The sequence below is a fragment of the Luteimonas changyuni genome (assembly GCF_039548395.1).
In the GTDB taxonomy this organism is placed as follows: Bacteria; Pseudomonadota; Gammaproteobacteria; order Xanthomonadales; family Xanthomonadaceae; genus Luteimonas.
The window spans coordinates 21,606-45,539 of the sequence record NZ_JBCLUZ010000011.1 but is presented as its reverse complement, the minus strand read 5'-3'; the positions used below and the strand labels follow the sequence as shown (position 1 = coordinate 45,539).

Sequence of the window (23,934 nt, the reverse complement as noted above, 5' to 3'; positions counted from 1 at the left end):
GCGATGCCACCCATTCGCGCCGGCCTTGCCATCGTCCTGTTGTTGGCGGCAGTGGCCGGCCTGGCGGCAGGCTGCGCGCGCCAGGCTGCCGACGGCCCGACCACGATCCGCTTCTGGGCCATGGGGCGCGAGGCCCAGCTGGTCGCAGCGCTGCTGCCAGACTTCCAGCGCGAGCATCCCGACCTGCGCGTGGAGCTGCAGGCGATTCCCTGGAGCGCGGCGCACGAGAAGCTGTTGACCGCCTATGCCGCCGACGCGATGCCCGACCTGCTGCAGCTGGGCAACACCTGGATCCCCGAGTTCGCGGCGCTGGACGCGCTGGAACCCCTGCAGGAGCGTATCGACGGGTCCGATGCCATCGCCCCGGATGACTACTTCCCCGGCATCCTGGACACCAACGTCGTGGAGGGCAGCGTGTTCGGCGTGCCGTGGTACGTCGACACCCGGCTGCTGTTCTACCGCAAGGACATCCTGCGCGACGCGGGCGTCGCCGCCCTGCCACGCGACTGGGACGACTGGGCGGCGGCGATGGCCGCGGTCAAGCGCCACGTCGGCCCCGGGCGCTACGCGATCCTGCTGCCGCTCAACGAGTTCGAGCCGCAGCTGTCGCTCGCATTGCAGCAGCCCGACCCGCTGCTGCGCGAGCGCGGCACCCGCGGAAACTTCGACAGCCCGGGCTTCCGCAGCGCGCTGGCGTTCTACGCAAGGATGTTCGACGAGGGTTGGGCGCCGGTGCTGTCGGAAACCCAGATATCCAACGTCTGGGACGAGTTCTTCCGCGGCTTCAATGCCTTCTACCTGTCCGGCCCCTGGAACATCCGCGAATTCCGCAGGCGCGCACCTGTGGAGCTTGCGGACGAGTGGGGCACGCTGCCGCTGCCGGGTCCCGACGGTCCGGGCGCAGGGATCGCGGGTGGCACCAGCCTGGTGCTGCCGCGTGGCGGTGCGCATGCGGACGCGGCCTGGAAGCTCGTTGAATACCTCTCGCGGCCCGGCGTGCAGCGCCGGTTCCATGCCATGAGCGGCAACCTGCCGCCGCGTCGCAGCACCTGGGAGCATCCGGATCTGGCCAATGACCCCTTCGCCGCCGCCTTCCGCGACCAGTTGGAGCGCGTGCGGCCCACGCCCAAGGTGCTGGAGTGGGAGCGGATCGCCCAGGAGATGCGCCTGGTGACCGAGCGCGTGGTGCGCGGCGGGCTGGCGCAGGACCAGGCCGTGCGCGAGTTGGATGCCCGCGTCGATGCCATCCTTGCCAAGCGCCGCTGGATCCTGGCGCAGGAGGATGCCGATGCGCGCTGATGCCGCCGGCTGGATCTTCGTGGCGCCGGCGCTTCTGGTGCTGGGCCTGTTCTTCGCGCTGCCGGTGGCCTCGGCGCTGCTGCTGAGCCTGACCGACTTCGACCTCTACGCGCTGGCCGATCCGGCAAACCTGCGCTTCGTCGCGCTCGACAACTACATCGACCTGCTGCGCACGCCGATCTTCTGGAAGGCGTTGTGGAACACGACCTACTTCGTGGTGGTCGGCGTGCCGCTGTCGATCGCGGTGTCGCTGGCCGCGGCCCTGCTGCTCGACTCGCAGCTTGCGCGCGCCAGGCCTTTCTTCCGCACCGCGCTGTTCGCGCCGGTGGTGACCACCCTGGTCGCGGTCGCGGTGATCTGGCGCTACCTGTTCCACACCAGCTACGGCCTGGTGAACTGGGCGCTGGGGCACATCGGCATCGGCCCCGTCGACTGGCTGGGCGACCCGCTGTGGGCGATGCCGACGATCATCGGCTTCGCGGTCTGGAAAAACTTCGGCTACAACATGATCATCCTGCTCGCCGGCCTGCAGGCGATCCCGCGCGAGCTTTACGAAGCCGCGCGCATCGACGGCGCCTCCGCCTGGCGGCAGCTGGTGCACATCACCCTGCCATCGCTGGGGCCGGTGCTGCTGGTGGTGGCGGTGATCACGGTGTCGGGCTATTTCCAGCTCTTCGCCGAGCCCTATGTGATGACCCGCGGCGACCCGCTGCAGTCGACGGTGAGCGTGCTGTATTTGATGTTCGAGGAAGGCTTCAAGTGGTGGAACCTCGGCCGCGCGTCGGCGGTGGCGTTCATGCTGTTCCTGGTGATCCTGGGCGTGACCACGCTGCTGCTGCGCGTCGGGCGCAGGCGGGACCTGGTATGAGCCGGCCGGTCGGCGGCAGGCGCCTGGACACGCTGCTGGTCAACGGTGCGCTGCTGCTGTTCGCGCTGCTGGCGCTGGCGCCGCTGGCGTGGATGGTCTCGGTGTCGTTCATGCCGACGGGCGAAGCCAGCCGCTTCCCGCCGCCGCTGCTGCCCGCCGCGACCACGCTCGACAACTACCGCGAGCTCTTCGCGCGCACCGGCTTCGGTCGCGCCTTCGCCAACAGCCTGGCGGTGTCGCTGGCGATCACGCTCGGCTCGCTGATCGTGAACACCACTGCAGGCTACGCGTTTGCCAAGCTCCGCTTCCGCGGCCGCGAGCGCCTGTTCCAGGTCCTGCTGGCGGCGCTGGTGGTACCGGCGCAGGTGGCGATGCTGCCGCTGTTCCTGCTGTTGAAGGAGCTCGGCCTGGTGAACAGTCTCGGCGGCGTGGTGGTGCCGGCGCTGGCGGGCGTGTTCGGGATCTTCCTCGTGCGCCAGTACGCGCGCTCGATCCCCGACGCGCTTCTGGAGGCCGCGCGCATTGACGGCGCCGGCGAGCTGCGCATCTTCGTGCAGGTGGTGCTGCCGATGCTGAAGCCGGTGCTGGTGACGCTTGCGATCTTCACCTTCATGGCGGCGTGGAACGACTTCATGTGGCCGCTGATCGTGCTGGCCGAACAGCAGCAGTACACGCTGCCGGTGGCGCTCGCGGCGCTGTCGCGCGAACACATCATGGACGTCGAGATGATGATGGCCGGCGCGGTGGTCACCGTGCTGCCGGTGCTGTTGCTGTTCCTGGGACTGCAGCGCTGGTACATGCAGGGGCTGCTCATGGGCAGCGTAAAGGGTTGAGGAGGATGTGCGCGATGGGTGTGCGGAGCGGAAACCGGTGGCCCCGGGGCCGGGTCGGAGCAGTGCTGCTGGCGCTGGCGGCGTTGGCAGGCTGGTCCATGGCGATGCCGGCCTTCGCCCAGGAGGCGTTGACCACGCGCCTGCTCGACGGCTTCGACGATCCGAGTGCGTGGAGCGTGGTGGCATCCGACCAGGTCGGCGCCGAGATCCGCGCCATCGATGGCGAAGAAGGTCGTGGCCTGTGCCTTGACTACGACTTCAACGGCGTCTCCGGCCACGCCGGCATCCAGCGCGCGCTGCCGCTCGAGTATCCCGGCAATTACCGCTTCGACCTGCGCCTGCGCGGCGATGCGCCCGCCAACGACCTGCAGTTCAAGCTGGTCGACGCCAGTGGCGACAACGTGTGGTGGGTGAACCGCACGGACCAGGAACCGCCGTCACGCTGGACGCCGGTGCACTACAAGGCGCGGCACATCGTGAAAGCCTGGGGACCGGATCCGGATCCCGTGCTGCGCGCCAGCGCGAAGCTGGAGTTGGTGGTCTACAACCGCGTCGGCGGCCGCGGCTCGGTGTGTTTCGACCAGCTCGTCTTCAGCGAGCTGGCGCCGACCGACGACAGCCCCCTGGCTGCAACTGCGCTCGGCACCGCGGGAGACGCCGCTGCCATTGTCGACGGCGATCCCGCCAGCGCCTGGCGCGCCCCGGTGGCCACCGGCGGGCAGCGCCTGGTGCTCGACCTCGGCAGCGTCCGCGAGTTCGGCGGCCTGGTGCTCGACTGGCTGCCCGCGGCACAGGCCTCGCGCTACCGCATCCAGCTGTCCGCGGACGGCATGGCCTGGGCCGGCGTGCGCGAAGTATCCGGTGGCGACGGCGGCCGGGACTGGATCGCGCTGCCGGAGTCCGAAGCGCGCTACGTCGCGCTGGACCTCCTGGCCGGCGCCGGCCCGGAATTCGCGCTGGCCGAAGCCACGGTGAAGCCACTGGACTTCAGCGCCCACCCGAACGACTTCGTGCGCGCCGTTGCCGCAGACCTGCCGCGCGGCCGCTATCCGCGCGGCTTCAGCGGCGAGCAGCCGTACTGGACCATCCTCGGCCTCGACGGCGGCCTGCAGCAGGGCCTGATCGGTGAGGATGGCGCGGTCGAAGTGGCCCGCGGCGGCTTCAGCATCGAGCCCTTCGTGATCGCCGACGGCCGCCTGGTGTCCTGGGCCGACGCCACGCCTCGGCAGTCGCTGCAGGACGGCTACCTGCCGATCCCGAGCGTGGACTGGCGGCACGATGGCTTCTCGCTGCGGGTCACCGCGTTCGCCGCGGGCGATGCGGCGCGCTCGCAGCTGGTGCTGCGCTACCACCTGGCCAACACCACGGGCCGTGCGCAGGAGCTGCAGCTCGCGCTCGCCGCGCGGCCGCTGCAGGTGAATCCGCCGGCGCAGTTCCTCAACACCCTGGGCGGCGTCAGCCCGATCAGCGGCATTGCGGTCGACGGCGGCATGGTGTCGGTGGCCGGCGTGCCGCGGGTGTTCGCCAAGCAGGTGCCTACTGTCTCGTTCGCCTCGGCATTCGACGCCGGCGACGCGGTGCAGCACCTCGCCGCCGGAAAGCTGCCCTCGACCACGCGCGTGGTCGACGATCCCACCGGCCTGGCCTCGGCGGCGCTGGTCTACCGCATGAAACTGGGGCCGGGCGAGGTCGGCAGCATCGACGTGATGGTGCCGATGACCGGCGGCAGCGGCCCGGCGCGGCGCTGGTGGGATGCGGAGGAGCTGCAGCACCGGGTCGCGGCGGAGTGGCGCGGCAAGCTCGACCAGGTGCAGCTGGACCTGCCGCCGCAGGGCCAGGCGCTGGCCGACAGCCTGCGCACCGCGCTCGCGCACATGCTCGTTTCGCGCGTCGGTCCGCGGCTGCAGCCGGGAACGCGCTCGTATTCGCGCAGCTGGATCCGCGACGGCGCGATGATTTCCGAAGGGCTGCTGCGGCTGGGACGTGCCGACGCCGTACGCGATTACGTGGACTGGTACGCGCCTTTCCAGTTCGACAACGGCAAGGTGCCCTGCTGCGTCGATGACCGCGGCAGCGACCCGGTGCCGGAGAACGACAGCCATGGCGAGCTGATCTTCAATATTGCCGAGTACTGGCGCTACACCGGCGACGACGCCTTCCTCGAGCGCATGTGGCCGCACGTGCTGGCCGCCTACGAATACATGGATGTCCTGGCCCTGAGCGAGCGCACCGAGGCCAATCGCGCCCTCGACCCCGCCTTCTACGGAATGATGCCGGCCTCGATCAGCCACGAGGGCTATTCGGCCAAGCCGATGCACTCGTACTGGGACAACTTCTGGGCGCTGCGCGGCTACAAGGACGCGGTGCAAGTGGCCGGGGCGCTCGGGAAAGACGCCGATGCCGCGCGCATGGCCGCATCGCGCGACCGCTTCCGCGCCGACCTGTTGGCTTCGCTGGATGCGGCTGCCGCCCGCCATGGCATCGACTTCCTGCCCGGCGCGGCCGAGCTGGGCGATTTCGACGCCACCTCGACCACCATCGCGCTGGCGCCCGGCGGCGAACTCGCCAAGCTGCCGGCCGACCGCGTGCGCAACACCTTCGAGCGCTACTGGCGCGAGTTCGTCCAGCGCCGTGACGGCCTGCGCGAGTGGGATGCATACACGCCCTACGAATGGCGCAACGTCGGCGCCTTCGTACGCCTGGGCTGGCGTGGGCGCGCCTGGGAGGCGGCGCAATGGTTCCTCGACGACCGCGCGCCGCCGGCCTGGAACCAGTGGGCCGAAGTGGTGACGCCGACGCCGCGCACGCCGTTCTTCCTCGGCGACCTGCCGCACGCGTGGGTGGCCTCGGATTTCGTGCGCTCGGCGCTGGACATGTTCGCGTATGCGCGCGAGTCCGATGACAGCCTGGTGCTTGCCGCCGGCGTGCCCGCTGACTGGCTCGACCAGGGTGTCGGCGTGCGCGGCCTGCGCACGCCGCAGGGCACGCTCGCCTATTCGCTGCGACGTACGGAGGACGTGCTGGTGCTGGAGCTTGCGGACGGGCTCGAGCTGCCGCCCGGCGGCCTGGTGTTGCCGTGGCCGTGGCCCGATGGCGCGCCGGGAGCCACCACGATCGATGGCCGTCCGGCCACGTGGGAGGCCGGTGAGCTGCGCATCATGCAGGTCCCGGCGAAGATCGAGATCAGCGGCGCGGGACGCAGGCCCTGAGGCAGGTCCGCAGCGACGGGGCGCGATGGCTCAGGGACACCAGAGGATCCGCAGCGGCGCCCCAGGCGTGAGGAAGGCCATGCGCACCGGGAACTCCATCGGGTCGTCGCCGTTGAGCACGCGGTCGAGGAGCTCGCGCTTGCGCGCACCGCGGATCAGCAGCAGCCGCGTGTGCGCCGGCGCCAGGCCGGTGGGCGTCAGGCTCACCCGGCGCGTCCACGGGCCGGCGCCCGGGCAGCCGCTGGCATCGACGGCAACATAGGGCCGGGGCGAGGCGAGGGCGTCGGCCAGCCCGATCATGTTCGGGAACAGCGAGCCGACGTGGCCGTCTTCGCCCATGCCCAGCACGACGATGCCGGCCGGATGGGCGGCGTGCATGTTCGCGATCGTCACCGCTTCCTCGATGCTTCGCCCGGGCCGGGTGATCGACTCGAAGCGCGCGGCCTCGGCGTGATCGGCAAGCAGCGACTCCCGGACCAGGCGCGCGTTGCTGTCGGGTTCGTCGGGCAGCAGCCAGCGTTCATCGACCAGGGCGACATCGACCCGGTCCCAGCCCAGCGGCGCGCGGGCGAGCGCGGCGTAGACCGGTCCCGGCGTGCGGCCACCGGACAGCAGCAGCCGCGTCCTGCTTTCGGATTCCAGGCTGCGGCGCAGGGCCGCGGCCAGGGTCACGGCCGCCGCCCAGGCCCACTGCGTGCTGTCCTGGAACGCCTGGAACTCGACGCCGGCGCGCAGTTGGACGCCTCCGTTGGCGCCGGTGGCACTCATCCCGCGGCTCCTTGGCGCTGGCTGGGAAATGCATGCATGCCGGGCGCCGGGGTCCTCTAGTAGGGGAGCGGATCGGAGAGCGTGCGCCCGTTGCTGGCGATCACGTCGGAATACCAGCGCGCACTGTCCTTGGGCGTGCGCTCCTGCGTGCCGTAGTTCACATGCACGATGCCGAAGCGCTTCGAGTATCCGAGCGACCACTCCAGGTTGTCCAGCAGCGACCATGCCATGTAGCCGCGCACGTCGACACCGGCGTCGATCGCGTCGTGGATCGCGGTGATGTGCTTGCGCAGGTAGTCGATGCGCAGCGGGTCGCGTATGCGCCCGCCTTCGGCCACCGTCTGGTCGAAGAAGGCGGCGCCGTTTTCGGTGATGTAGACGGGCAGGTCGCCGTAGGTCTGCTTGAACCACAGCAGCAGGTCGGTCAGGCCCTGCGGGAACACTTCCCAGCCGGTCTCGGTATAGGTGCCCAGCGGCTGCCGCACCACGGCGGTCTTCAAGGGATAGCTGTCGCCGGCGGCGGTCACGCTGCGCGTGTAGTAGTTGATGCCGACGAAATCCAGCGGCTGCCGGATCAGTTCGAAGTCCTCCGCCGGCCAGTCCGGCCAGGCGTCGCCGAAGATCTCCGCAAGCTCCGGCGGGTAGTGGCCGAGCAGGGCGGGGTGCAGGAACTGCTCGTTCATGTAGGCATGCGCGCGGCGCACGGCGGCGGCGTCTTCGGCCGAATCGCTGGCGGCGTACTTCGGCTCGATGTTCACCACCAGGCCGATCTCGTGCTTGCCTTCGGCGCGATAGGCCTGCACCGCGGCGCCGTGCGCGCGCATCAGGTTGTGCGCGGCGATCGGCGCTTCGTAGCGACTGCGATGGCCAGGCGCGAGCGCGCCGTGCAGGTAGCCGCCGTCGGTGACGACCCAGGGTTCGTTGATCGTGGCCCACTTCTTCACCCGGCCGTCGAGCGCGCGGTAGAGGGTGCTGCCGTATTCGGCGAACCAGTCGGCGCAGTCGCGGTTGAGCCAGCCGCCGCGGTCATCGAGCGCCGCGGGCAGGTCCCAGTGGAACAGCGTGGCCAGCGGCTCGATGTCGTTGGCCAGAAGTTCGTCGACCAGGCGCGAATAGAAGTCCAGGCCCTTCTGGTTGACGCGGCCGGTGCCCTCGGGATGGATGCGCGACCAGGACACGCTGAAGCGATAGGCCTTCAGCCCGAGCTCCCGCATCAGCGCGACATCGTCCTTCCAGCGGTTGTAGTGGTCGCAGGCGACGTCGCCGGTATCACCGTTGAGGGTCATGCCCGGCGTGTGCGCGAAGCGCGTCCAGATGCTGGGGCCGGCGCCGTCGGCCAGCGGCGAACCCTCGATCTGGTGGGCCGCGGTGGCGGCACCCCAGAGGAAGCCCTCGGGGAAAACCAGGTCTCTTGCAGCGGTGGAATCGGACATGGGGCAGGGGCTCTGTGGGCTGATCGGCGCGCAGGAATGCGTTGAAAACGGTTACATTGCGAGGATAACGCACAGCCCCCGCAGCCGCACGACGGGGATACCCGGAGTGACGATGGCGCAGGTCAGGCTCGAACACGTCCGCAAGGTCTATCCCGACGGCTTCATCGCCGTCCACGACGCCAGCTTCGAAGCCGGCGACGGCGAGCTCCTTGTGCTGGTCGGACCGTCGGGCTGCGGCAAGTCGACCCTGCTGCGGATGATTGCCGGCCTGGAGACGGTCGACGGCGGCACGATCAGCATCGGCGACCGCGTGGTCAACGACGTCGCCCCGCGCGACCGCGACATCGCCATGGTGTTCCAGAACTACGCCCTGTACCCGCACATGAGCGTGGCCGGGAACCTGGCCTTCGGCCTGAAGCTGCGCGGCATGGACAAGGCGGCGATCGCGGAGCGGGTCGCGGGCGCGGCGAAGACGCTGGGGCTGGAGGACATGCTGGAGCGCAAGCCGGCGGCGCTTTCGGGCGGCCAGCGCCAGCGCGTGGCGCTCGGGCGCGCACTGGTCCGGCAGCCGCAGGTGTTCCTGCTCGACGAGCCGCTGTCCAACCTCGACGCCCGCCTGCGCGCGGCGATGCGGGTGGAGATCGCGCGCCTGCACCGCAGCCTGGGGACCACGATGGTCTACGTCACCCACGACCAGGTGGAGGCGATGACCCTCGGCCAGCGCATCGTGGTGCTCGACGGCGGCCGCATCCAGCAGGTCGACACGCCGATGGCGCTGTACGAGCGGCCGGCGAACCTGTTCGTGGCCACGTTCCTGGGCAGTCCGGCGATGAACGTCATTCGCGGCCGCCTGGTGTCGGTTGACCGCGCGCCCGCGCTGGTGGCCGCTGGCGATCTGCGCCTGCCGCTGCCCGGGCTGCGGGTGCCCGGCGACTGGGAGGGCCGGGAGCTGGACGTGGGCCTGCGGCCCGAGCACCTGCTGCGTGCGGACGGCGCTGCAGCGGTGGATGCCGGTACTCGAGGCGAGGCGGACTTCGAGGCGCGGGTGGAAGTGGTGGAACCGGTGGGCAGCGAGGTATTCGTGAACCTGGAGCTGGCCGGGCATGCGCTGGTGGCGCGGCTGCCGCCCGGTGACCTGCCGCGTCCGGGGGAGTTGCTGTCGCTTCGGGTGGCGGTCGGGCAGCTGCATTTTTTCGATATCGACGATGGGCGCCGATTGGACCCGATGCGGCAGTCCCAACACCTTTGAACGGGTCTCCTCCCGACAGCGGGGAGAGAGCCGCACCGCCAGCTCGGGCCTGATCCCGCTGAAGCGGCGCATCCCGACCCTGTGCCTGTGGGAGCGGCTATAGCCGCGATCGGCGACAGCGCCAGGCAGGTTGCCGCGGCGCTCGTAGACCGCCTTGCCGCAACTGCCGGGAAACCAGGAAGCCAAGAAGCGGGATGTTTGGCGGCACTGCGGCACGATGCCTGCTGCCGCTCATGTCCCCCGGCTCCGGCCTTGGGCCGGAGCCTCCTCCTTGACTTCCCGTCAGCAGGCATCGCACTACAGGTCGTTACGCTGTCGGCTGCCGGATGCAGGGTGGCCGCCGCTGCCGCGTAAGGGCGACCGCTCTTGATCTTCGTCCCGAAGTAGAAAGACGCCACGGCCCGTCCCGTGCACAGGGGGTGTGCGTACAGCCGGCCATGGATGGCCGGCGGCCGGCCTTGGGAGCAGGATGCGGACAGGCCGGGGGAGCACACCCCCTGTGTGCGGGACGGGCAGCGCGGACCGCAACGGAGGTTCACGCCGCAACAAACTGGCCCGGCGCTGTCGCTGATCGCGGCTATAGCCGCTCCCACAGGGGTCGGGTTGCGCCGCTTCAACGGGATCGGGGCCAGGGCGGCGTGCGAACCTTCAGTTGCCGGCTCCAGGGCCGGCTCCAGGGCCGGCTCCAGGGCCAGGGCCGGGGCCGGGGCCGGGGCCAGGGCCGGATCCGGGGCCGGCACCGGGCGGCGGCTCGCGCAGGCGCATGAAGCGTGCGAAGCGCGGCAATCCATTGATGGTCAGGCCGTTGTAGCGATAGGTCACCAGGCTGCCGAGCGGCGGCGGCGTGCCGCGTTCGGCGTCGCTGAGACCGCTGCCGAGGCGGAAACGTGCGCCGTCTTCGCGCTCCACCAGCAGGGCGCCGACCATGCCGGCGTACTTGCCGCGACCCGGCAGGTGCGCGACCACGCGGGCTTCGGCGTCGTCGTGCGGCTTGAGCTTCAGCAGACCGTCGCTGCGGCCGGACGTGTAGTGGACATCGCGGTGCTGCAGCATCAGGCCCTCGCCGCCGGCGTCGAGCACTGCGCGCAGGCGGGCCTGCAGCTGTCTGTCGTCAGCGACCCGGGACTGCGCCACCGGCCGCAGCCAGGGGGCAGTGTCCGGACCGGCGAGCGCGCGCATGGCCTGGACCCGCAGTTCGAAGGGCCCGGCATGGGCCGGCAGGTCGAACACGAGGAAGCGCATCGCGCGCCACGGCGCGTCATCGGCCGGCGGATTGCGTACCAGGCTGCTGGCCTCCTCGAAGCGGCCGCGGCCCAGCCACAGTTCGCCGTCCATCGGCTCCTCGGGCCAGCCCGCGGTGAACCAGGGCGGCGCGTCCACCGGCAGGCCGCCGCGCGTCCACAGCCGCCGACCGTCCCAGCGCCCGCGGACACCGTCGAGCTTTTCGCTGACCCAGTACTCGGAGACCGGGTGCGCGGTGCCGAGCTTGATCCCGGCCGGCGGCGTGGTCGCATGCATCAGCAGTGCGCGGGTGTCCTGCATGGCACGCGGCGGGGTACCGCTGTCCCGCGCCGGGAGTGGCGACGCGGCGCAGATCGCAGCCAGGGCCAGGGCCAGGGCAGACGCGCGGAATCCGGACGCGGGCCCGGTGGATGGAGCGGGGGGCAGGGCGTGGTGAGGTCTCATGGGCACATCGTCACCCCCGGGTCGCGGGGCGGGCATCGGCGCCGGTCGCGGCCTGCCATCAGTGCAGGCCCCGCGCAACCGTAGGGTCCGCGGTCGGCGCGGAGTCCGCCGGCCGGCAGCGCCGCAGACCTGCCCGGTCGCGCCTGCGGCGGCCTGGAAGCGCCCGGTCCCGCCCGCCGCCTGCCGTTATACTTCGGTCGATGCGGCCCGGCGCCGCATTCTTCCTGTCCGTCCCTGCAACCGACCGCCGCCACGGCCCGCCCGTGCGCCGCCGAGGCAACCGACCGCCGCATGCGCCTGTCCACGATCAAGCTCTCCGGCTTCAAGTCATTCGTCGATCCGACCACGCTCCACCTGCCGACCAACATGACCGGCGTGGTGGGCCCCAACGGCTGCGGCAAGTCGAACATCATCGACGCCGTGCGCTGGGTGATGGGCGAAAGCTCCGCCAGCCGCCTGCGCGGCGATTCGCTGACCGACGTGATCTTTTCCGGCTCGACCTCGCGCAAGCCGGTCTCGCAGGCGACCGTCGAGCTGATCTTCGACAACAGCGACCACACCATCACCGGCGAGTTCGCGGCCTTCAACGAGATCTCGGTCAAGCGCCTGGTCTCGCGCGATGGCCAGAGCAACTACTACCTCAACGGCGCCAAGTGCCGCCGGCGCGACATCACCGACCTGTTCCTGGGCACCGGCCTGGGCCCGCGCAGCTACTCGATCATCGAGCAGGGGATGATCAGCCAGATCATCGAGGCCCGGCCCGAGGACCTGCGCGTGTACCTGGAGGAGGCCGCCGGCATCTCCAAGTACAAGGAGCGGCGCAAGGAAACCGAGACCCGAATCCGCCACACGCGCGAAAACCTCGATCGTCTCAATGATCTGCGCGAAGAGGTCGGCAAGCAGCTCGGCCACCTCGCGCGGCAGGCGCGCCAGGCCGAGCAGTACACCGCCATCCAGGCCGAACGCCGGATCCGCGAGGCCGAGTGGAAGGCGCTGGAATTCCGGGCGCTGGATGCGAAGCTGACGCGGCTGCGCGAGGGGCTGTCGCAGGAAGAAACCCGCCTGCAGCAGCTGATCGCCGAGCAGCGCGAGGCCGAGCGCGCGCTTGAAGAAGGCCGCGTGGAGCGCGAGGACGCGATGGAGGCGCTCAACCGCGCCCAGGCGGCGGGCTACGAGGTTGGCGGCACGCTGGCGCGCATCGAGCAGCAGATCGCCCACCAGCGCGAGCTGTCGCAGCGCCTGCTGCGCGCCCGCGAAGAGGCCGAGGATGCGATCGCCGAGCTGGCGCAGCACATCAGCGGTGACGAGGAGCGACTGGCGATCCTGGAGGAGTCCGTCGCCGAGGCCGAGCCCGCGCTGGACGCCCTGCGTGAAAGCGACGAAGCCCGCCAGGACGCCCTGCGCGAGGCCGAGGCCGCGCTGGCCGACTGGCAGGAGCGTTGGGACGCCCACAGCCGCGAGTCCGCCGAGGCCGCGCGCGCGGCCGATGTCGAGCGCACCCGCGTCGACTACCTCGACCGCCAGTCGCTCGACGACGACCGCCGCCGCGGCGTGCTGTCCGCCGAGCGCGCGGGCCTGGACCTGGACGCGCTGGCGGAAGCCTTCGCAGGCGTTGCCGAAGAACACGAGACGCAGAAGCTCGCGCTGGAAGGCCTCAACGAAGGCCTGGACGTGCGCAAGCAGGCCGCGCTCGACCTGCAGGACCAGCAGCGCGCCAGCCAGCAGGAGATCTCCGACGTCCGCAAGCAGGCGCAGGAAGCCCGCGGCCGGCTGTCCTCGCTCGAGACCCTGCAGCATGCCGCGCTCGGGCAAGAGCAGGGCGCGGCCATGGCCTGGCTGCGCCAGCACGGTCTGGATTCGGCCACCCGCGTGGGCGAAGCGCTCGAGGTCGAGGCCGGCTGGGAGAACGCGGTCGAGGGCGCGCTGGGCCAGATGATCGAAGGCGTGCTGGTCGAAAACCCGGAGGCGCTGGTCGACGCGCTGGCCGATCTCGGCGACGGCCGCCTTGCGCTGGTGTCGTCGGCGCAGGCCGCCGGCGGCGAGGCCGCGTTCGCGCCCACTTCGCTGGCCGCGCGCGTGCGCGGGCCGCTGGCGATCCGCCGGCTGCTGTCGCGGCTGCACGTGGCCGACTCGCTGGCCGAGGCCCGCGAACTGCAGGCGCGACTGGATCCGGGTGATTCGGTGATCACGCAGGATGGCGAGCGCCTCGGCGCCGGCTGGCTGCGGGTGCTGAGATCGGGCGCCGCGCGCCAGGGCGCACTGCTGCGCGAGCGCGAAATCCAGGCCCTGCGCGAGCGCATCGAAACGCTGCAGGGCCGCGAAGCGGAACTGGAAGAAGCGCTGGCCAGCGGCCGCGAGCGCCTGCTTGCGGCCGAACAGGCGCGCGAGGACACGCAGCGCCAGCTGTACCACGCGCATCGCAGCGTGTCGGAGCTTGCCGGTCGGCTGCAGGGCCAGCAGGGCCGGCTGGACGCCGCCCGCAACCGCATCGAGCGCATCGATGCCGAACTCGTCCAGCTTGGCGAGTCCATCGCCGGCAGCGGCGAGCAGGCGCGCGAGGCGCGCGGCGTGCTCGAGCAGGCGGTGTCGCGCATGGCCGAACTCGAAGGCGCGCGCCGGGAGTTCGAGGCCGAGCGTGCGCGCCTGGCCACGGCCCGCGACCAGGCCCGCACCGCGGCGCGCGAATCGCGCGAACAGGCCCACGCCCTGGCGCTGCAGCTGGAAACCCAGCGCACCCAGGCCAGCGGACTGCGCCAGGCCCTGCAGCGCATGGGCGGCCAGCGCGGGCAGCTCGACAGCCGCCTGGGCGAGATCAGCGCGCAGCTGGCAACCGGCGACACCCCTGTCGATGAGCTCGAACAGCAGCGCCAGGCCGCGCTTTCCCAGCGTGTCCACGCCGAAGAGGTCCTGGCGCAGGCGCGCACCGCGCTCGACGGGGTCGATGCCGTGATGCGCGGCAACGAACAGCTGCGCCACCAGCGCGACGAGCAGGCGATCGCCCAGCGCGAGGCCATCGCCCAGCGCCGCCTCGACCAGCAGGCGCTGGTGATCCACGCCGAACAGCTGACCGCCGCCGTGGTCGAGGCTGGCTTCGTGCTCGACGACGTGGTCTCGGGCCTGGCCGACGACGCCGAAGCCGGCGCCTGGGGCCGCATGGTCACCGACTTCGACGCCAAGCTGCGCCGCCTGGAGCCGGTCAACCTGGCCGCGATCCAGGAGCATGCCGAAGCCGCCCAGCGCAAGGAATACCTCGACAGCCAGGACGCCGACCTGACCTCGGCGCTGGACACGCTGGAGGACGCGATCCGCAAGATCGACCGCGAGACACGCGGCCGCTTCAAGGACACCTTCGACCGCGTCAACTCGGGCGTGCAGGAGATCTATCCGCGTCTGTTCGGTGGCGGCCACGCCTACCTGGAGCTCACCGGCGAGGACCTGCTCGACACCGGCGTCGCGATCATGGCGCGGCCGCCGGGCAAGCGCGTGTCCAACATCTCGCTGCTGTCCGGCGGCGAGAAGGCAATGACCGCGGTGGCGCTGGTGTTCGCCATCTTCCAGCTCAACCCGGCGCCGTTCTGCCTGCTCGACGAGGTCGACGCACCGCTGGACGAGGCCAACGTCGGCCGCTTCAGCGCGCTGGTCACCGAGATGAGCGAGAAGGTGCAGTTCCTGTTCGTGACCCACAACAAGTCGACGATGGAGGCCGCGAAGCAGCTTTCGGGCGTTACCATGCGCGAGCCCGGCGTCAGCCGGCTGGTGTCGGTCGACCTTGCGGAAGCCGCACGCCTGGTCGGCGCCGCCTGAACCAACAAGGGAGAGCACGATGAGCGACGTTTGGCTGCTGCGGATCGGGATCCTGCTCGCGGGCGTCCTGCTGTTCGGCGCGATCTGGTACTTCGGCACCAGGCCGCGCAGTCCGCAGGGACGCCGCGTGCCGGCCAGGTCCACGCCGGCGGCGCGCGAGGAGCGCCTGGAGCCGACCCTGGGCGCGCAGCTTGAGCGCGAACTGGGCGAGGGTGGCGAGACGCCGGTCGATGACGCCGTGCAGGCCGAGATGGACCTGCTCGACGGCGCCGTCGGCGGCACCGCCGGCGCGACCGTCAGCCAGTACGGCCAGCGCGTCAGCGACGACTTCGACAAGATCGTGACCCTCTACATCGCCGCGCGCGCGGGCCACGTGCTGCGCGGCCCTGACATCGTGGTCGCTGCCGAAAAGGCGGGGCTGACCTATGGCCACCTCAATGTGTTTCACCGCCTGGTGGCCGGTCATCCCGAGCGCGGCCCGGTGTTCAGCGTCGCCAATATCCGCCGTCCCGGCAGCTTCGAGATGGCGGAGATCCAGGCGCTGGAAACGCCTGCGATCGCCTTCTTCCTGACCTTGCCCGCGCCGATGTCCGCGCTCGACGCCTGGGACGCGATGCTGCCCACGGCCGAGCGCATGGCCGAACTGCTTGACGGCGTGCTGCTCGACGAACAGCGCAACGCCCTCGGCCGCCAGCGCATCTCGCACCTGCGCGAAGAGCTGCGCACCTACGACCGCGAGCAGGACGTGCCGATCACCCGCAGCCCCGACTGGTAACCCCGATCCGCTGCAGGAGCAGCTATAGCTGCGACCAGGCCGTGCCGACACCCGCCGCCGCAGCCGGGTCGTAGCGCAATCGCCGCTATAGCGGCTCCCACAATGATGGCTCCCACAGATGGCTCCCACAGTGGTGGGTTCGGCCATGGCCGCGATTCCCTCGTGGGAGCGGCTATAGCCGCGATCGCCGCTGTGGCGGCGGCCACACCAGCGGCTCCTCCAGTAGCGGCCTCCACAGCTTCCGGGGGACAATCCGGGCATGCCCGAGACTGCCCAGCAGCGCGCCGCCGAACTGCGCCGCCTGATCGACGACGCCAACCACCGCTACCACGTGCTCGACGACCCGGCACTTCCGGACGCCGAGTACGACCGGCTCATGCTCGAGCTGTCCGCGCTTGAGGCCGCGGATCCATCGCTGCAGACCCCTGATTCGCCGACGTTGCGCGTGGGCGGACTGCCTTCGGGCAAGTTCGCCGAGGTCGGCCATGCGGTCCCGATGCTGTCGCTGGCCAATGCCTTCAGCAACGACGAGGTCGCCGAGTTCGTCGCCCGCATCGTGCGCGAAGCCGATGAGGACGCACCGGTGTTTTCCGTCGAGCCGAAGTTCGACGGCCTGGCGATCAGCCTGCGCTACGAGCATGGCCTGTTCGTGCGTGGCGCCACCCGTGGCGACGGCGCCACCGGCGAAGACGTCACCGCAAACCTGCGCACGGTGAAGGCGATACCGCTGCGGCTGCGGGACCCGGACGGCGCCGACGCGGGCGAAAGCGGTGGCGCCAGGGCCATGCCCGGCGTTCCCGAGGTGCTCGAGGTGCGCGGCGAGGTCTACATGCCGCGCGCCGGCTTCAAGGCCTACAACGACTGGGCGCTGGCGCACGGCGCCAAGCCGCTGGCCAATCCGCGCAACGGCGCGGCCGGCTCGCTGCGGCAGCTGGATCCTTCGATCACCGCGAAGCGCCCGCTGGCGTTCTTCGCCTATTCCCTCGGCGAAGTCGTGGGCGCGCGCGTCCCGGCCACCCATTCCGGCGTGCTCGACTGGCTCCGCGCCCTCGGCCTGCCGGTGGCGCCGCTGGTCGAATGCGCGACCGGCCTGCACGGCGTGCTCGACTACTACCGCCGCATCGGAGAGGCCCGCGACACGCTGCCCTACGACATCGACGGCGTGGTCTACAAGCTCGACAGCCACGAGCTGCAGGCCGACCTCGGCTTCGTATCGCGCGCCCCGCGCTGGGCGATCGCGCACAAGTTCCCGGCGCAGGAGGAAGCCACGATCGTCGAGGCGATCGAGGTCAACGTCGGCCGCACCGGCGCGGTGACGCCGTGGGTCCTGATGCAGCCGGTGCACGTGGGCGGCGTGACCGTGACCCGCGCCACCCTGCACAACGCCGACCAGGTCGCGCGCCTGGACGTGCGCGTGGGCGACAGCGTGATCGTGCGCCGCGCCGGCGACGTGATCCCCGAGGTGCTGCGGGTGATCCCCGAGCGCCGGCCGGACGGGGCCACGCCCTGGCGGATGCCGGAAAACTGCCCGGTGTGCGGCTCGGAGATCGTGCGCGAAGAGGGCGAGGTGGTCGCGCGCTGCAGCGGCGAACTGGTCTGTCCGGCGCAGCGCGTGCAGGGCCTGTTCCACTTCGCCTCGCGGCGCGCGATGGACATCGAAGGCCTTGGCGAGCGGCTGATCCAGGCGCTGGTGGATTTCGACTGCGCGAAGAGCGTCGCCGATCTCTATCGCCTCGGCGTCGATGATTTCGTCGAGATGAAGCGCCGCGCCGACGAGCGCGACGGCACCACGCCGGAAACGGTGAAAGCGGGCAAGGTCGCGACCAAGTGGGCGGAAAACCTCGTGGCCGCGATCGACCGCAGCCGCGAGACCACGCTGGAGCGTTTCCTGTTCGCGCTCGGCATCGAGAACGTCGGCGAGAGCACGGCCAAGGCGCTGGCCGCGTGGTTCGGTGATCTCGACCGCATCCGGCGCGCGCCCTGGCCGCTGTTCAAGCGCGTACCCGACATCGGCGACGAGGTCGCGCGCGCGCTTGGGCATTTCCTCGACCAGCCCGGCAACCAGGCGGTGATCGATGCGCTGCTGGACGCCGGCGTGCGCATCACCGACGCGCACCCGCCTTCGCCGAAGCTGCGCGAAGGGCTGGTGCTCGCCACGCTGCTTGCCGATCTCGGCGTTCCAAAGCTGACGCCGCTGCGCGCGAAGCAGCTGGCCGACAGTTTTGCCGATGCCGCGACGCTGCTCGACCAGGAGCGGCACAACTTCGTGATCGCCGGGCTGCCCGACGAGACCGCCACCGCAGTGGCGGAGTGGCTGTCCGACGAGGCCAACGCGCGCACGCTGCTCGCCGCCGCGGCGATGCAGGCCGAGCTGCTGGCGGCGCTGCCCGAAAGCGGGGCGGCGAGCGCCGGTCCGCTCGATGGCGTGACGGTGGTGATCACCGGCACGCTCGACGCCATGGGGCGCGACGAAGCCAAGGCGAAGCTGGAGGCGCTCGGAGCCAGGGTCTCGGGCAGCGTTTCGAAGAAGACCGGTTTCCTGGTCGCCGGCGCCGAGGCGGGCTCCAAGCTGGCCAAGGCCACCGGACTCGGCGTCGAAGTCTGGGACGAGGCCCGACTGCTGGCGTTCCTGGGAGAGCATTCGTGAGCGCGGCGGCCAAAGGGACGCTGGCACTGCGCCCGGTCGGAGGCGACGGAGGCGGGGACGCATGAGCCACGAGGCCTTGCGCCTGCGCGCGCGCCTCAATCGCATGGTGCGCGACTTCTTCGACGCCCGCGGCGTGCTCGAGGTCGAGACCCCGGTGATGTCGCGTGCCGGCAACACCGATCCCAACATCGACTCGTTCACGGTCGACTTCGGCGGCCGCACCGAGGGTGCGCCGCGCAAGCGCTGGCTGCGCACGTCCGCCGAATACCCGATGAAGCGCCTGCTCGCCGCCGGCATCGGCGACTGCTACGAACTTGGCCGCGTGTTCCGCGACGGCGAGGCCGGTGGTCGCCACAATCCCGAGTTCACCATGCTCGAGTGGTACCGCGTGGGCTGGACGCTGGACCCGCTGATCGACGAGACCGCGGAGATCGTGCGCGCCGCCCTCGCCCTGGTCGGCCGCGACGCGACCCTGCGCAAGGCCTCGTTTCGCGAGGTCTACCTGGAAGCGCTCGATCTCGATCCGTTCACCGCGCCTGTCGACCGGTTGCAGGCGGCGTTCCCCGGCCAGGTCGACCCGCAAGGCCTGACCCGCGACGACTGGCTTGACCTGTTGATGACCCATCGCATCCAGCCGGCGTTCCCGCCGGGGCAGCTGCTGGCGATGCACGACTATCCCGCTTCGCAGTGCGCGCTGGCGAAGGTCGTGCGCCGGGGCGACGTCGATGTCGCCGAGCGCTTCGAGCTCTATCTCGGCCCGCTCGAGCTTGCCAACGGCTACCACGAGCTGACCGATGCCGCGGAGCAGCGCGCGCGCTTCGAGCGTGATCGCGCAGTGCGCGCCGCGCGCGGGATCACGCAGCCCCCGCTCGACGAGGCCCTGCTCGACGCTCTGGCCGCCGGCATGCCCGAGTGTTCCGGCGTGGCGCTGGGCATCGACCGGCTGCTGATGGCGATGCTGGGTACCGGCGCGATCACCGACGTGCTGGCCTACGACTTCAGCCGTGCCTGAACGCGATCGCAGCTATAGCTGCTCCCACACAATGGGCGGCGCGATAGCAGCTATAGCTGGTCCTACAGAATGGCCGGCGCGACAGCAGCTATAGCTGATCCCACAGAATGGCCGGGCGGTTGTGGGAGCAGCTATAGCTGCGATCGCTCCGACCCGCACCGCCAGCCGACAGCCCCAGATTTGCCACAACCGCCGTCTTCCCTGGAATCAAGGCATGACCGACACCATCGACTACGCCCGCTACGACCGCATCCGCCCCATCCGCTGGACCGGCGACGCGCTGGAGCTCTTGGACCAGCGGAAGCTTCCCTTCGCCACCGAATACGTCACCTGCGCCGACAGCGACGCGGTGGCCGCCGCGATCCATGCGCTTGCGGTGCGCGGTGCGCCGGCGATCGGTATCGCCGCCGGCTGGGGCGCGGTGCTCGCCTCGCGCGACATCGAAGCCGATGATGCCGCGCAGGCGGCCGAGCGGCTCGAGCCCGCACTGCAGCGGCTCAACGCGGCGCGGCCCACGGCGGTGAACCTGGCCTGGGCCCTGGGGCGGATGCGCGCGGCGCTGTTTCGCGCGCAGGCGGGCGAGGGCAGCGACTGGCGCGCCGCGCTCGAGGCCGAGGCGCGGGCCATCGAGACCGAAGACCTCGCAGCCAATCGCGCGATGGGCGTGCTGGGCGCCTCGCTCATCGCTGCCGGCAGCGGGGTGCTCACGCACTGCAACACCGGCTCGCTGGCCACCGCCGGCTTCGGCACCGCGCTGGGCGTGATTCGCGCCGGCGTCGCCCAGGGCCGCGTCGGGCGCGTGTTCGCCGGCGAGACCCGACCCTGGAACCAGGGCGCGCGACTGACGGTGTGGGAGCTGCAGCAGGACGGCATCGACGCCACCCTGATCGCCGACGCCGCGGCCTCGCACCTGATGAAGGGCGGCGCCGTGCAGTGGGTCGTGGTGGGCGCGGACCGCATCTGCGCCAACGGCGACGTCGCCAACAAGATCGGCACCTACCAGCTGGCGATCTCCGCGCGCCACCACGGGGTGAAGTTCATGGTGGTGGCACCGTCATCGACGGTCGACATGGCCACCGCATCGGGCGATCTGATCGATATCGAGGAGCGTGACCCGGGCGAGCTGCTGGGCGCGGGCGGCAATCGCACGGTTGCCGAAGGCGTGCAGGCCTGGAACCCGGTGTTCGATGTCACGCCCGCCGCACTCATCGACGCCATCGTCACCGAGAAGGGCATTGTCGAGCGCCCGGACGAAGCATCGATGCACGCGCTTTTCGGCCATTGAGCGCGCGCCTCATGGCGCTGTCGCAGCGATCGCTGCTCCCACAAAAGCGCCGGTGATGGCGGGGGTGTCCGGTACGTTCGCAAACCACCCCCGATTCTCTCGCAAGCTATTGATTTTTGGCAGGATCGGGCGGGCAGGGATCGGTCCGATGTGATAGAATCCCGAGGTTCTGCCGAGACATGCGCGCGGACCTCCGCGCAGCGTTTGCAGGCAGTCTTCCGAACCATTCTGAAGGGTCGCAATGGCTGAGCTCGCCAAGGAAATCATCCCGATCAATCTCGAGGACGAGATGCGTCGCAGTTACCTCGATTACGCCATGAGCGTGATCGTGGGCCGCGCGCTCCCCGACGTCCGCGACGGGCTCAAGCCGGTGCACCGCCGCGTGCTGTTCGCGATGCACGAACTCGGCGCGCACAGCAACAAGCCCTACTACAAGTCGGCGCGAATCGTCGGTGACGTGATCGGTAAATACCATCCGCACGGCGACCAGTCGGTCTACGACACCCTGGTGCGCATGGCGCAGCCGTTCTCGCTGCGCTACATGCTGGTCGACGGCCAGGGCAACTTCGGTTCGGTCGACGGCGACCCCGCCGCGGCGATGCGCTACACCGAGGCGCGCATGTCGCGCATGGCGCACGAGCTGATGGCCGACATCGACAAGGACACCGTCGATTTCCAGCCCAACTACGACGAAAAGGAACACGAGCCGACGGTCATGCCGACCCGGTTCCCGAACCTGCTGGTCAACGGCTCGGCCGGCATCGCGGTCGGCATGGCGACCAACATCCCGCCGCACAACCTGGGCGAGGTGATCGATGCGCTGATCGCGCTCATCGCCGACCCGGACATCGACATCGACGGCCTGATGGAATACATCCCGGGCCCGGATTTCCCCACCGGCGGCATCATCAACGGCGTTGGCGGCATCCACCTGGGCTACCGCACCGGCCGCGGCCGCGTGCGCATGCGCGCGAAGGCGGACATCGAGGTGGCCGACAACGGCCGCGAATCGATCATCGTCACCGAGCTCCCCTACCAGGTGAACAAGGCGCGGATGATCGAGAAGATCGCCGAGCTGGTGAAGGAGAAGAAGCTCGAGGGCATCAGCGAGCTGCGCGACGAGTCCGACAAGGACGGCATGCGCATCTACATCGAGATCAAGCGCAGCGACTCCGCCGACGTGGTGCTGAACAACCTGTACCAGCAGACCCAGATGGAGTCGGTGTTCGGCATCAACATGGTGGCGCTGGTCGACGGCCGCCCGCGGCTGCTGAACCTCAAGGAGTTCCTCGAGGCCTTCCTGCGCCATCGCCGCGAAGTGGTCACGCGCCGGACGATCTTCGAGCTGCGCAAGGCGCGCAGCCGCGCCCACATCCTCGAAGGCCTGACCGTCGCGCTCGCCAACATCGACGAGATGATCGAGCTGATCAAGACCTCGGACAATCCGCAGGAGGCGAAGGAACGCATGCTCGCGCGCCTGTGGCAGCCGGGCCTTGTCGGCAGCCTGCTGGCCGCGGCCGGCGCCGAGGCCTCGCGCCCCGAAGACCTGCCCGGTGGCGTCGGCCTGCTCGAGGGCGGCTACCAGCTGACCGACGTCCAGGCGCAGCAGATCCTCGAGATGCGCCTGCACCGCCTGACCGGGCTGGAGCAGGAAAAGCTCACCGAGGAATACCGCCAGCTGCTCGAAGCCATCCGCGCCCTGATCGAGATCCTCGAGGATCCGGAAGTGCTGCTGGAAGTGATCCGCACCGAGCTGCGCAACATCAAGGAAGAATACGGCGACCCGCGCCGCAGCGAGATCCGCGCCAGCGAGGAAGACCTCGACATCCTCGACCTGATCGAACCCGAGGACGTGGTGGTCACGGTGTCCCAGGCCGGTTATGCCAAGCGCCAGCCGGTCAGCGCCTACCGTGCGCAGAAGCGCGGCGGCCGCGGCCGCAACGCCGCGGCGACGAAGGACGAGGACTTCATCGCGCAGCTCTGGCTGGTCAATACCCATGACACGCTGCTGGCCTTCACCAGCAAGGGCCGCGTGTTCTGGCTGCCCGTGCACCAGCTGCCGGAGGCCGGTGCCAACGCGCGGGGCCGCCCGCTGGTCAACTGGATGCCGCTGGAAGAGGGCGAGAAGGTCCAGGCCGTACAGCCGGTGCGCGAGTACCGGGACGACCAGTACGTGTTCTTCGCCACGCGCCGCGGCACCGTCAAGAAGACCCCGCTCACCGAGTTCGCCTACCGCCTTGCGCGCGGCAAGATCGCGATCAACCTCGAGGATGGCGATGCGCTGATCGGCGCGGAGCTGACCGACGGCAGCCGCGACATCATGCTGTTCGCCAGCAACGGCAAGGCCGTACGCTTCGACGAGTCCGCCGTGCGCGCCATGGGCCGCACCGCCACCGGCGTGCGCGGCATCCGCCTGGCCGAGGGCGAATGCGTGGTCGGCCTGATCGTGGCCGATCCCGCCGACAACGTGCTCGAGCAGGACGACGAGGACGTGGTCGCCGAGGGCATGGAGGTCGAAGGCGAGCGCGACGGCGAGCCCGATGCCTACATCCTCACCGCCACCGCCAACGGCTACGGCAAGCGCACGCGGCTGGCGGAATATCCGCGCAAGGGCCGCGGCACCCAGGGCGTGATCGGCATCCAGACCACCGAGCGCAACGGCGCCCTGGTGGCGGCCGTGCTGCTCAGCCGCGCCGATGAAGTGCTGCTGATCTCCGACGGCGGCACCCTGGTCCGCACCCGCGCCGCCGAAGTCTCGGTGGTCAGCCGCAACACCCAGGGCGTGACCCTGATCCGGCTGGGAGAGGGCGAGCGCCTGCAGGCGATCGAGCGCGTTGACGGTTCGATCGTCGATGGCGACGGTAGCGATGATGGCGACGAAAGCGCTGGAAGCACCGAGGTCGCTGAGGTCATTGCAGGTGTTGCAGGTGCCGATGCCGCTGGCAGCGATGTCGATGGCGAAGGCGAAGGCGACGCTGCACCGGGCGGGACCGCGGCCGACTGAGGCATCGACCCGCCGCTGCCCCGCCCGTCTGTCGCCCCGGCCCGCCGCCTCCTGTAGGAGCA

14 protein-coding genes are annotated in these 23,934 nt (G+C 70.4%); 11 read left to right on the top strand and 3 right to left on the bottom strand.

The window, feature by feature from the left end; genetic code table 11:
- The first annotated feature begins 3 nt into the window (after nt 1-3).
- The 4 genes from WCD84_RS06385 to WCD84_RS06370 all read left to right on the top strand — a co-directional run bounded on the left by WCD84_RS06385 (nt 4) and on the right by WCD84_RS06370 (nt 6,209).
- Nucleotides 4-1,299 (top strand): sugar ABC transporter substrate-binding protein, encoded by a 1,296-nt coding sequence (locus WCD84_RS06385; protein ID WP_343280802.1) that lies wholly within the window; start codon nt 4-6, stop codon nt 1,297-1,299.
- Nucleotides 1,289-2,167, top strand: a complete 879-nt coding sequence (locus WCD84_RS06380) for a carbohydrate ABC transporter permease (RefSeq protein ID WP_343254402.1) — start codon at nt 1,289-1,291, stop codon at nt 2,165-2,167. The genes WCD84_RS06385 and WCD84_RS06380 overlap by 11 nt, the downstream gene beginning before the upstream one ends.
- Nucleotides 2,164-3,000 carry a carbohydrate ABC transporter permease gene (locus tag WCD84_RS06375; protein ID WP_343280801.1) on the top strand — a complete coding sequence of 279 codons (837 nt, stop codon included), beginning with the start codon at nt 2,164-2,166 and terminating at the stop codon, nt 2,998-3,000. The genes WCD84_RS06380 and WCD84_RS06375 overlap by 4 nt, the downstream gene beginning before the upstream one ends.
- Nucleotides 3,001-3,098: 98 nt before the next feature.
- Entirely contained in the window at nt 3,099-6,209 is a 3,111-nt protein-coding gene (locus WCD84_RS06370; protein ID WP_343280800.1) for a discoidin domain-containing protein, read from the top strand.
- Between the two features lie 30 nt (nt 6,210-6,239).
- On the opposite strand, the gene pgl is transcribed toward WCD84_RS06370, so the two are convergent.
- Complete coding sequence (gene pgl, locus WCD84_RS06365; RefSeq protein WP_343280799.1) at nt 6,240-6,977, bottom strand: 6-phosphogluconolactonase; 738 nt, start codon at nt 6,975-6,977, stop codon at nt 6,240-6,242.
- A 56-nt stretch (nt 6,978-7,033) separates the two neighbouring features.
- On the bottom strand, nt 7,034-8,410 hold the full coding sequence (locus WCD84_RS06360) for a GH1 family beta-glucosidase (protein ID WP_343280798.1): 1,377 nt from the start codon (nt 8,408-8,410) through the stop codon (nt 7,034-7,036).
- 112 nt (nt 8,411-8,522) lie between these two features.
- Between WCD84_RS06360 and WCD84_RS06355 the strand changes: the two genes are divergently transcribed.
- Nucleotides 8,523-9,659, top strand: a complete 1,137-nt coding sequence (locus WCD84_RS06355) for an ABC transporter ATP-binding protein (protein WP_343280797.1) — start codon at nt 8,523-8,525, stop codon at nt 9,657-9,659.
- A 648-nt stretch (nt 9,660-10,307) separates the two neighbouring features.
- On the opposite strand, the gene WCD84_RS06350 is transcribed toward WCD84_RS06355, so the two are convergent.
- Complete coding sequence (locus WCD84_RS06350) at nt 10,308-11,201, bottom strand: DNA ligase (RefSeq protein ID WP_343280796.1); 894 nt, start codon at nt 11,199-11,201, stop codon at nt 10,308-10,310.
- A gap of 435 nt (nt 11,202-11,636) precedes the next feature.
- On the opposite strand from WCD84_RS06350, the gene smc reads away from it, so the two are divergent.
- From smc to gyrA, 6 genes are all read left to right on the top strand, one after another.
- Complete coding sequence (smc, locus tag WCD84_RS06345; protein ID WP_343280795.1) at nt 11,637-15,149, top strand: chromosome segregation protein SMC; 3,513 nt, start codon at nt 11,637-11,639, stop codon at nt 15,147-15,149.
- Nucleotides 15,150-15,168: 19 nt separating this feature from the next.
- Nucleotides 15,169-15,924: a cell division protein ZipA gene (gene zipA, locus WCD84_RS06340; RefSeq protein WP_343254394.1), complete on the top strand. Its 756-nt coding sequence runs from the start codon at nt 15,169-15,171 to the stop codon at nt 15,922-15,924.
- Nucleotides 15,925-16,183: 259 nt separating this feature from the next.
- Nucleotides 16,184-18,571: an NAD-dependent DNA ligase LigA gene (gene ligA / locus WCD84_RS06335; RefSeq protein ID WP_343280794.1), complete on the top strand. Its 2,388-nt coding sequence runs from the start codon at nt 16,184-16,186 to the stop codon at nt 18,569-18,571.
- A gap of 61 nt (nt 18,572-18,632) precedes the next feature.
- Nucleotides 18,633-19,583, top strand: a complete 951-nt coding sequence (epmA, locus tag WCD84_RS06330; RefSeq protein ID WP_343280793.1) for an EF-P lysine aminoacylase EpmA — start codon at nt 18,633-18,635, stop codon at nt 19,581-19,583.
- A 214-nt stretch (nt 19,584-19,797) separates the two neighbouring features.
- Nucleotides 19,798-20,868, top strand: a complete 1,071-nt coding sequence (mtnA, locus tag WCD84_RS06325) for an S-methyl-5-thioribose-1-phosphate isomerase (protein WP_343280792.1) — start codon at nt 19,798-19,800, stop codon at nt 20,866-20,868.
- Between the two features lie 241 nt (nt 20,869-21,109).
- Entirely contained in the window at nt 21,110-23,872 is a 2,763-nt protein-coding gene (gene gyrA, locus WCD84_RS06320) for a DNA gyrase subunit A (RefSeq protein WP_449280072.1), read from the top strand.
- Nucleotides 23,873-23,934 lie beyond the last annotated feature (62 nt).

Coding starts and splice junctions, on each gene's coding strand:
- smc (WP_343280795.1), top strand. CDS start 11,637: ATGCGCCTGTCCACGATCAAGCTCTCCGGCTTCAAGTCATTCGTCGAT.
- ligA (WP_343280794.1), top strand. CDS start 16,184: ATGCCCGAGACTGCCCAGCAGCGCGCCGCCGAACTGCGCCGCCTGATC.
- WCD84_RS06375 (WP_343280801.1), top strand. CDS start 2,164: ATGAGCCGGCCGGTCGGCGGCAGGCGCCTGGACACGCTGCTGGTCAAC.
- WCD84_RS06350 (WP_343280796.1), bottom strand. CDS start 11,201: ATGCAGGACACCCGCGCACTGCTGATGCATGCGACCACGCCGCCGGCC.
- gyrA (WP_449280072.1), top strand. CDS start 21,110: ATGGCTGAGCTCGCCAAGGAAATCATCCCGATCAATCTCGAGGACGAG.
- pgl (WP_343280799.1), bottom strand. CDS start 6,977: ATGAGTGCCACCGGCGCCAACGGAGGCGTCCAACTGCGCGCCGGCGTC.
- epmA (WP_343280793.1), top strand. CDS start 18,633: ATGAGCCACGAGGCCTTGCGCCTGCGCGCGCGCCTCAATCGCATGGTG.
- WCD84_RS06355 (WP_343280797.1), top strand. CDS start 8,523: ATGGCGCAGGTCAGGCTCGAACACGTCCGCAAGGTCTATCCCGACGGC.
- WCD84_RS06380 (WP_343254402.1), top strand. CDS start 1,289: ATGCGCGCTGATGCCGCCGGCTGGATCTTCGTGGCGCCGGCGCTTCTG.
- zipA (WP_343254394.1), top strand. CDS start 15,169: ATGAGCGACGTTTGGCTGCTGCGGATCGGGATCCTGCTCGCGGGCGTC.
- WCD84_RS06370 (WP_343280800.1), top strand. CDS start 3,099: ATGGCGATGCCGGCCTTCGCCCAGGAGGCGTTGACCACGCGCCTGCTC.
- mtnA (WP_343280792.1), top strand. CDS start 19,798: ATGACCGACACCATCGACTACGCCCGCTACGACCGCATCCGCCCCATC.
- WCD84_RS06385 (WP_343280802.1), top strand. CDS start 4: ATGCCACCCATTCGCGCCGGCCTTGCCATCGTCCTGTTGTTGGCGGCA.
- WCD84_RS06360 (WP_343280798.1), bottom strand. CDS start 8,410: ATGTCCGATTCCACCGCTGCAAGAGACCTGGTTTTCCCCGAGGGCTTC.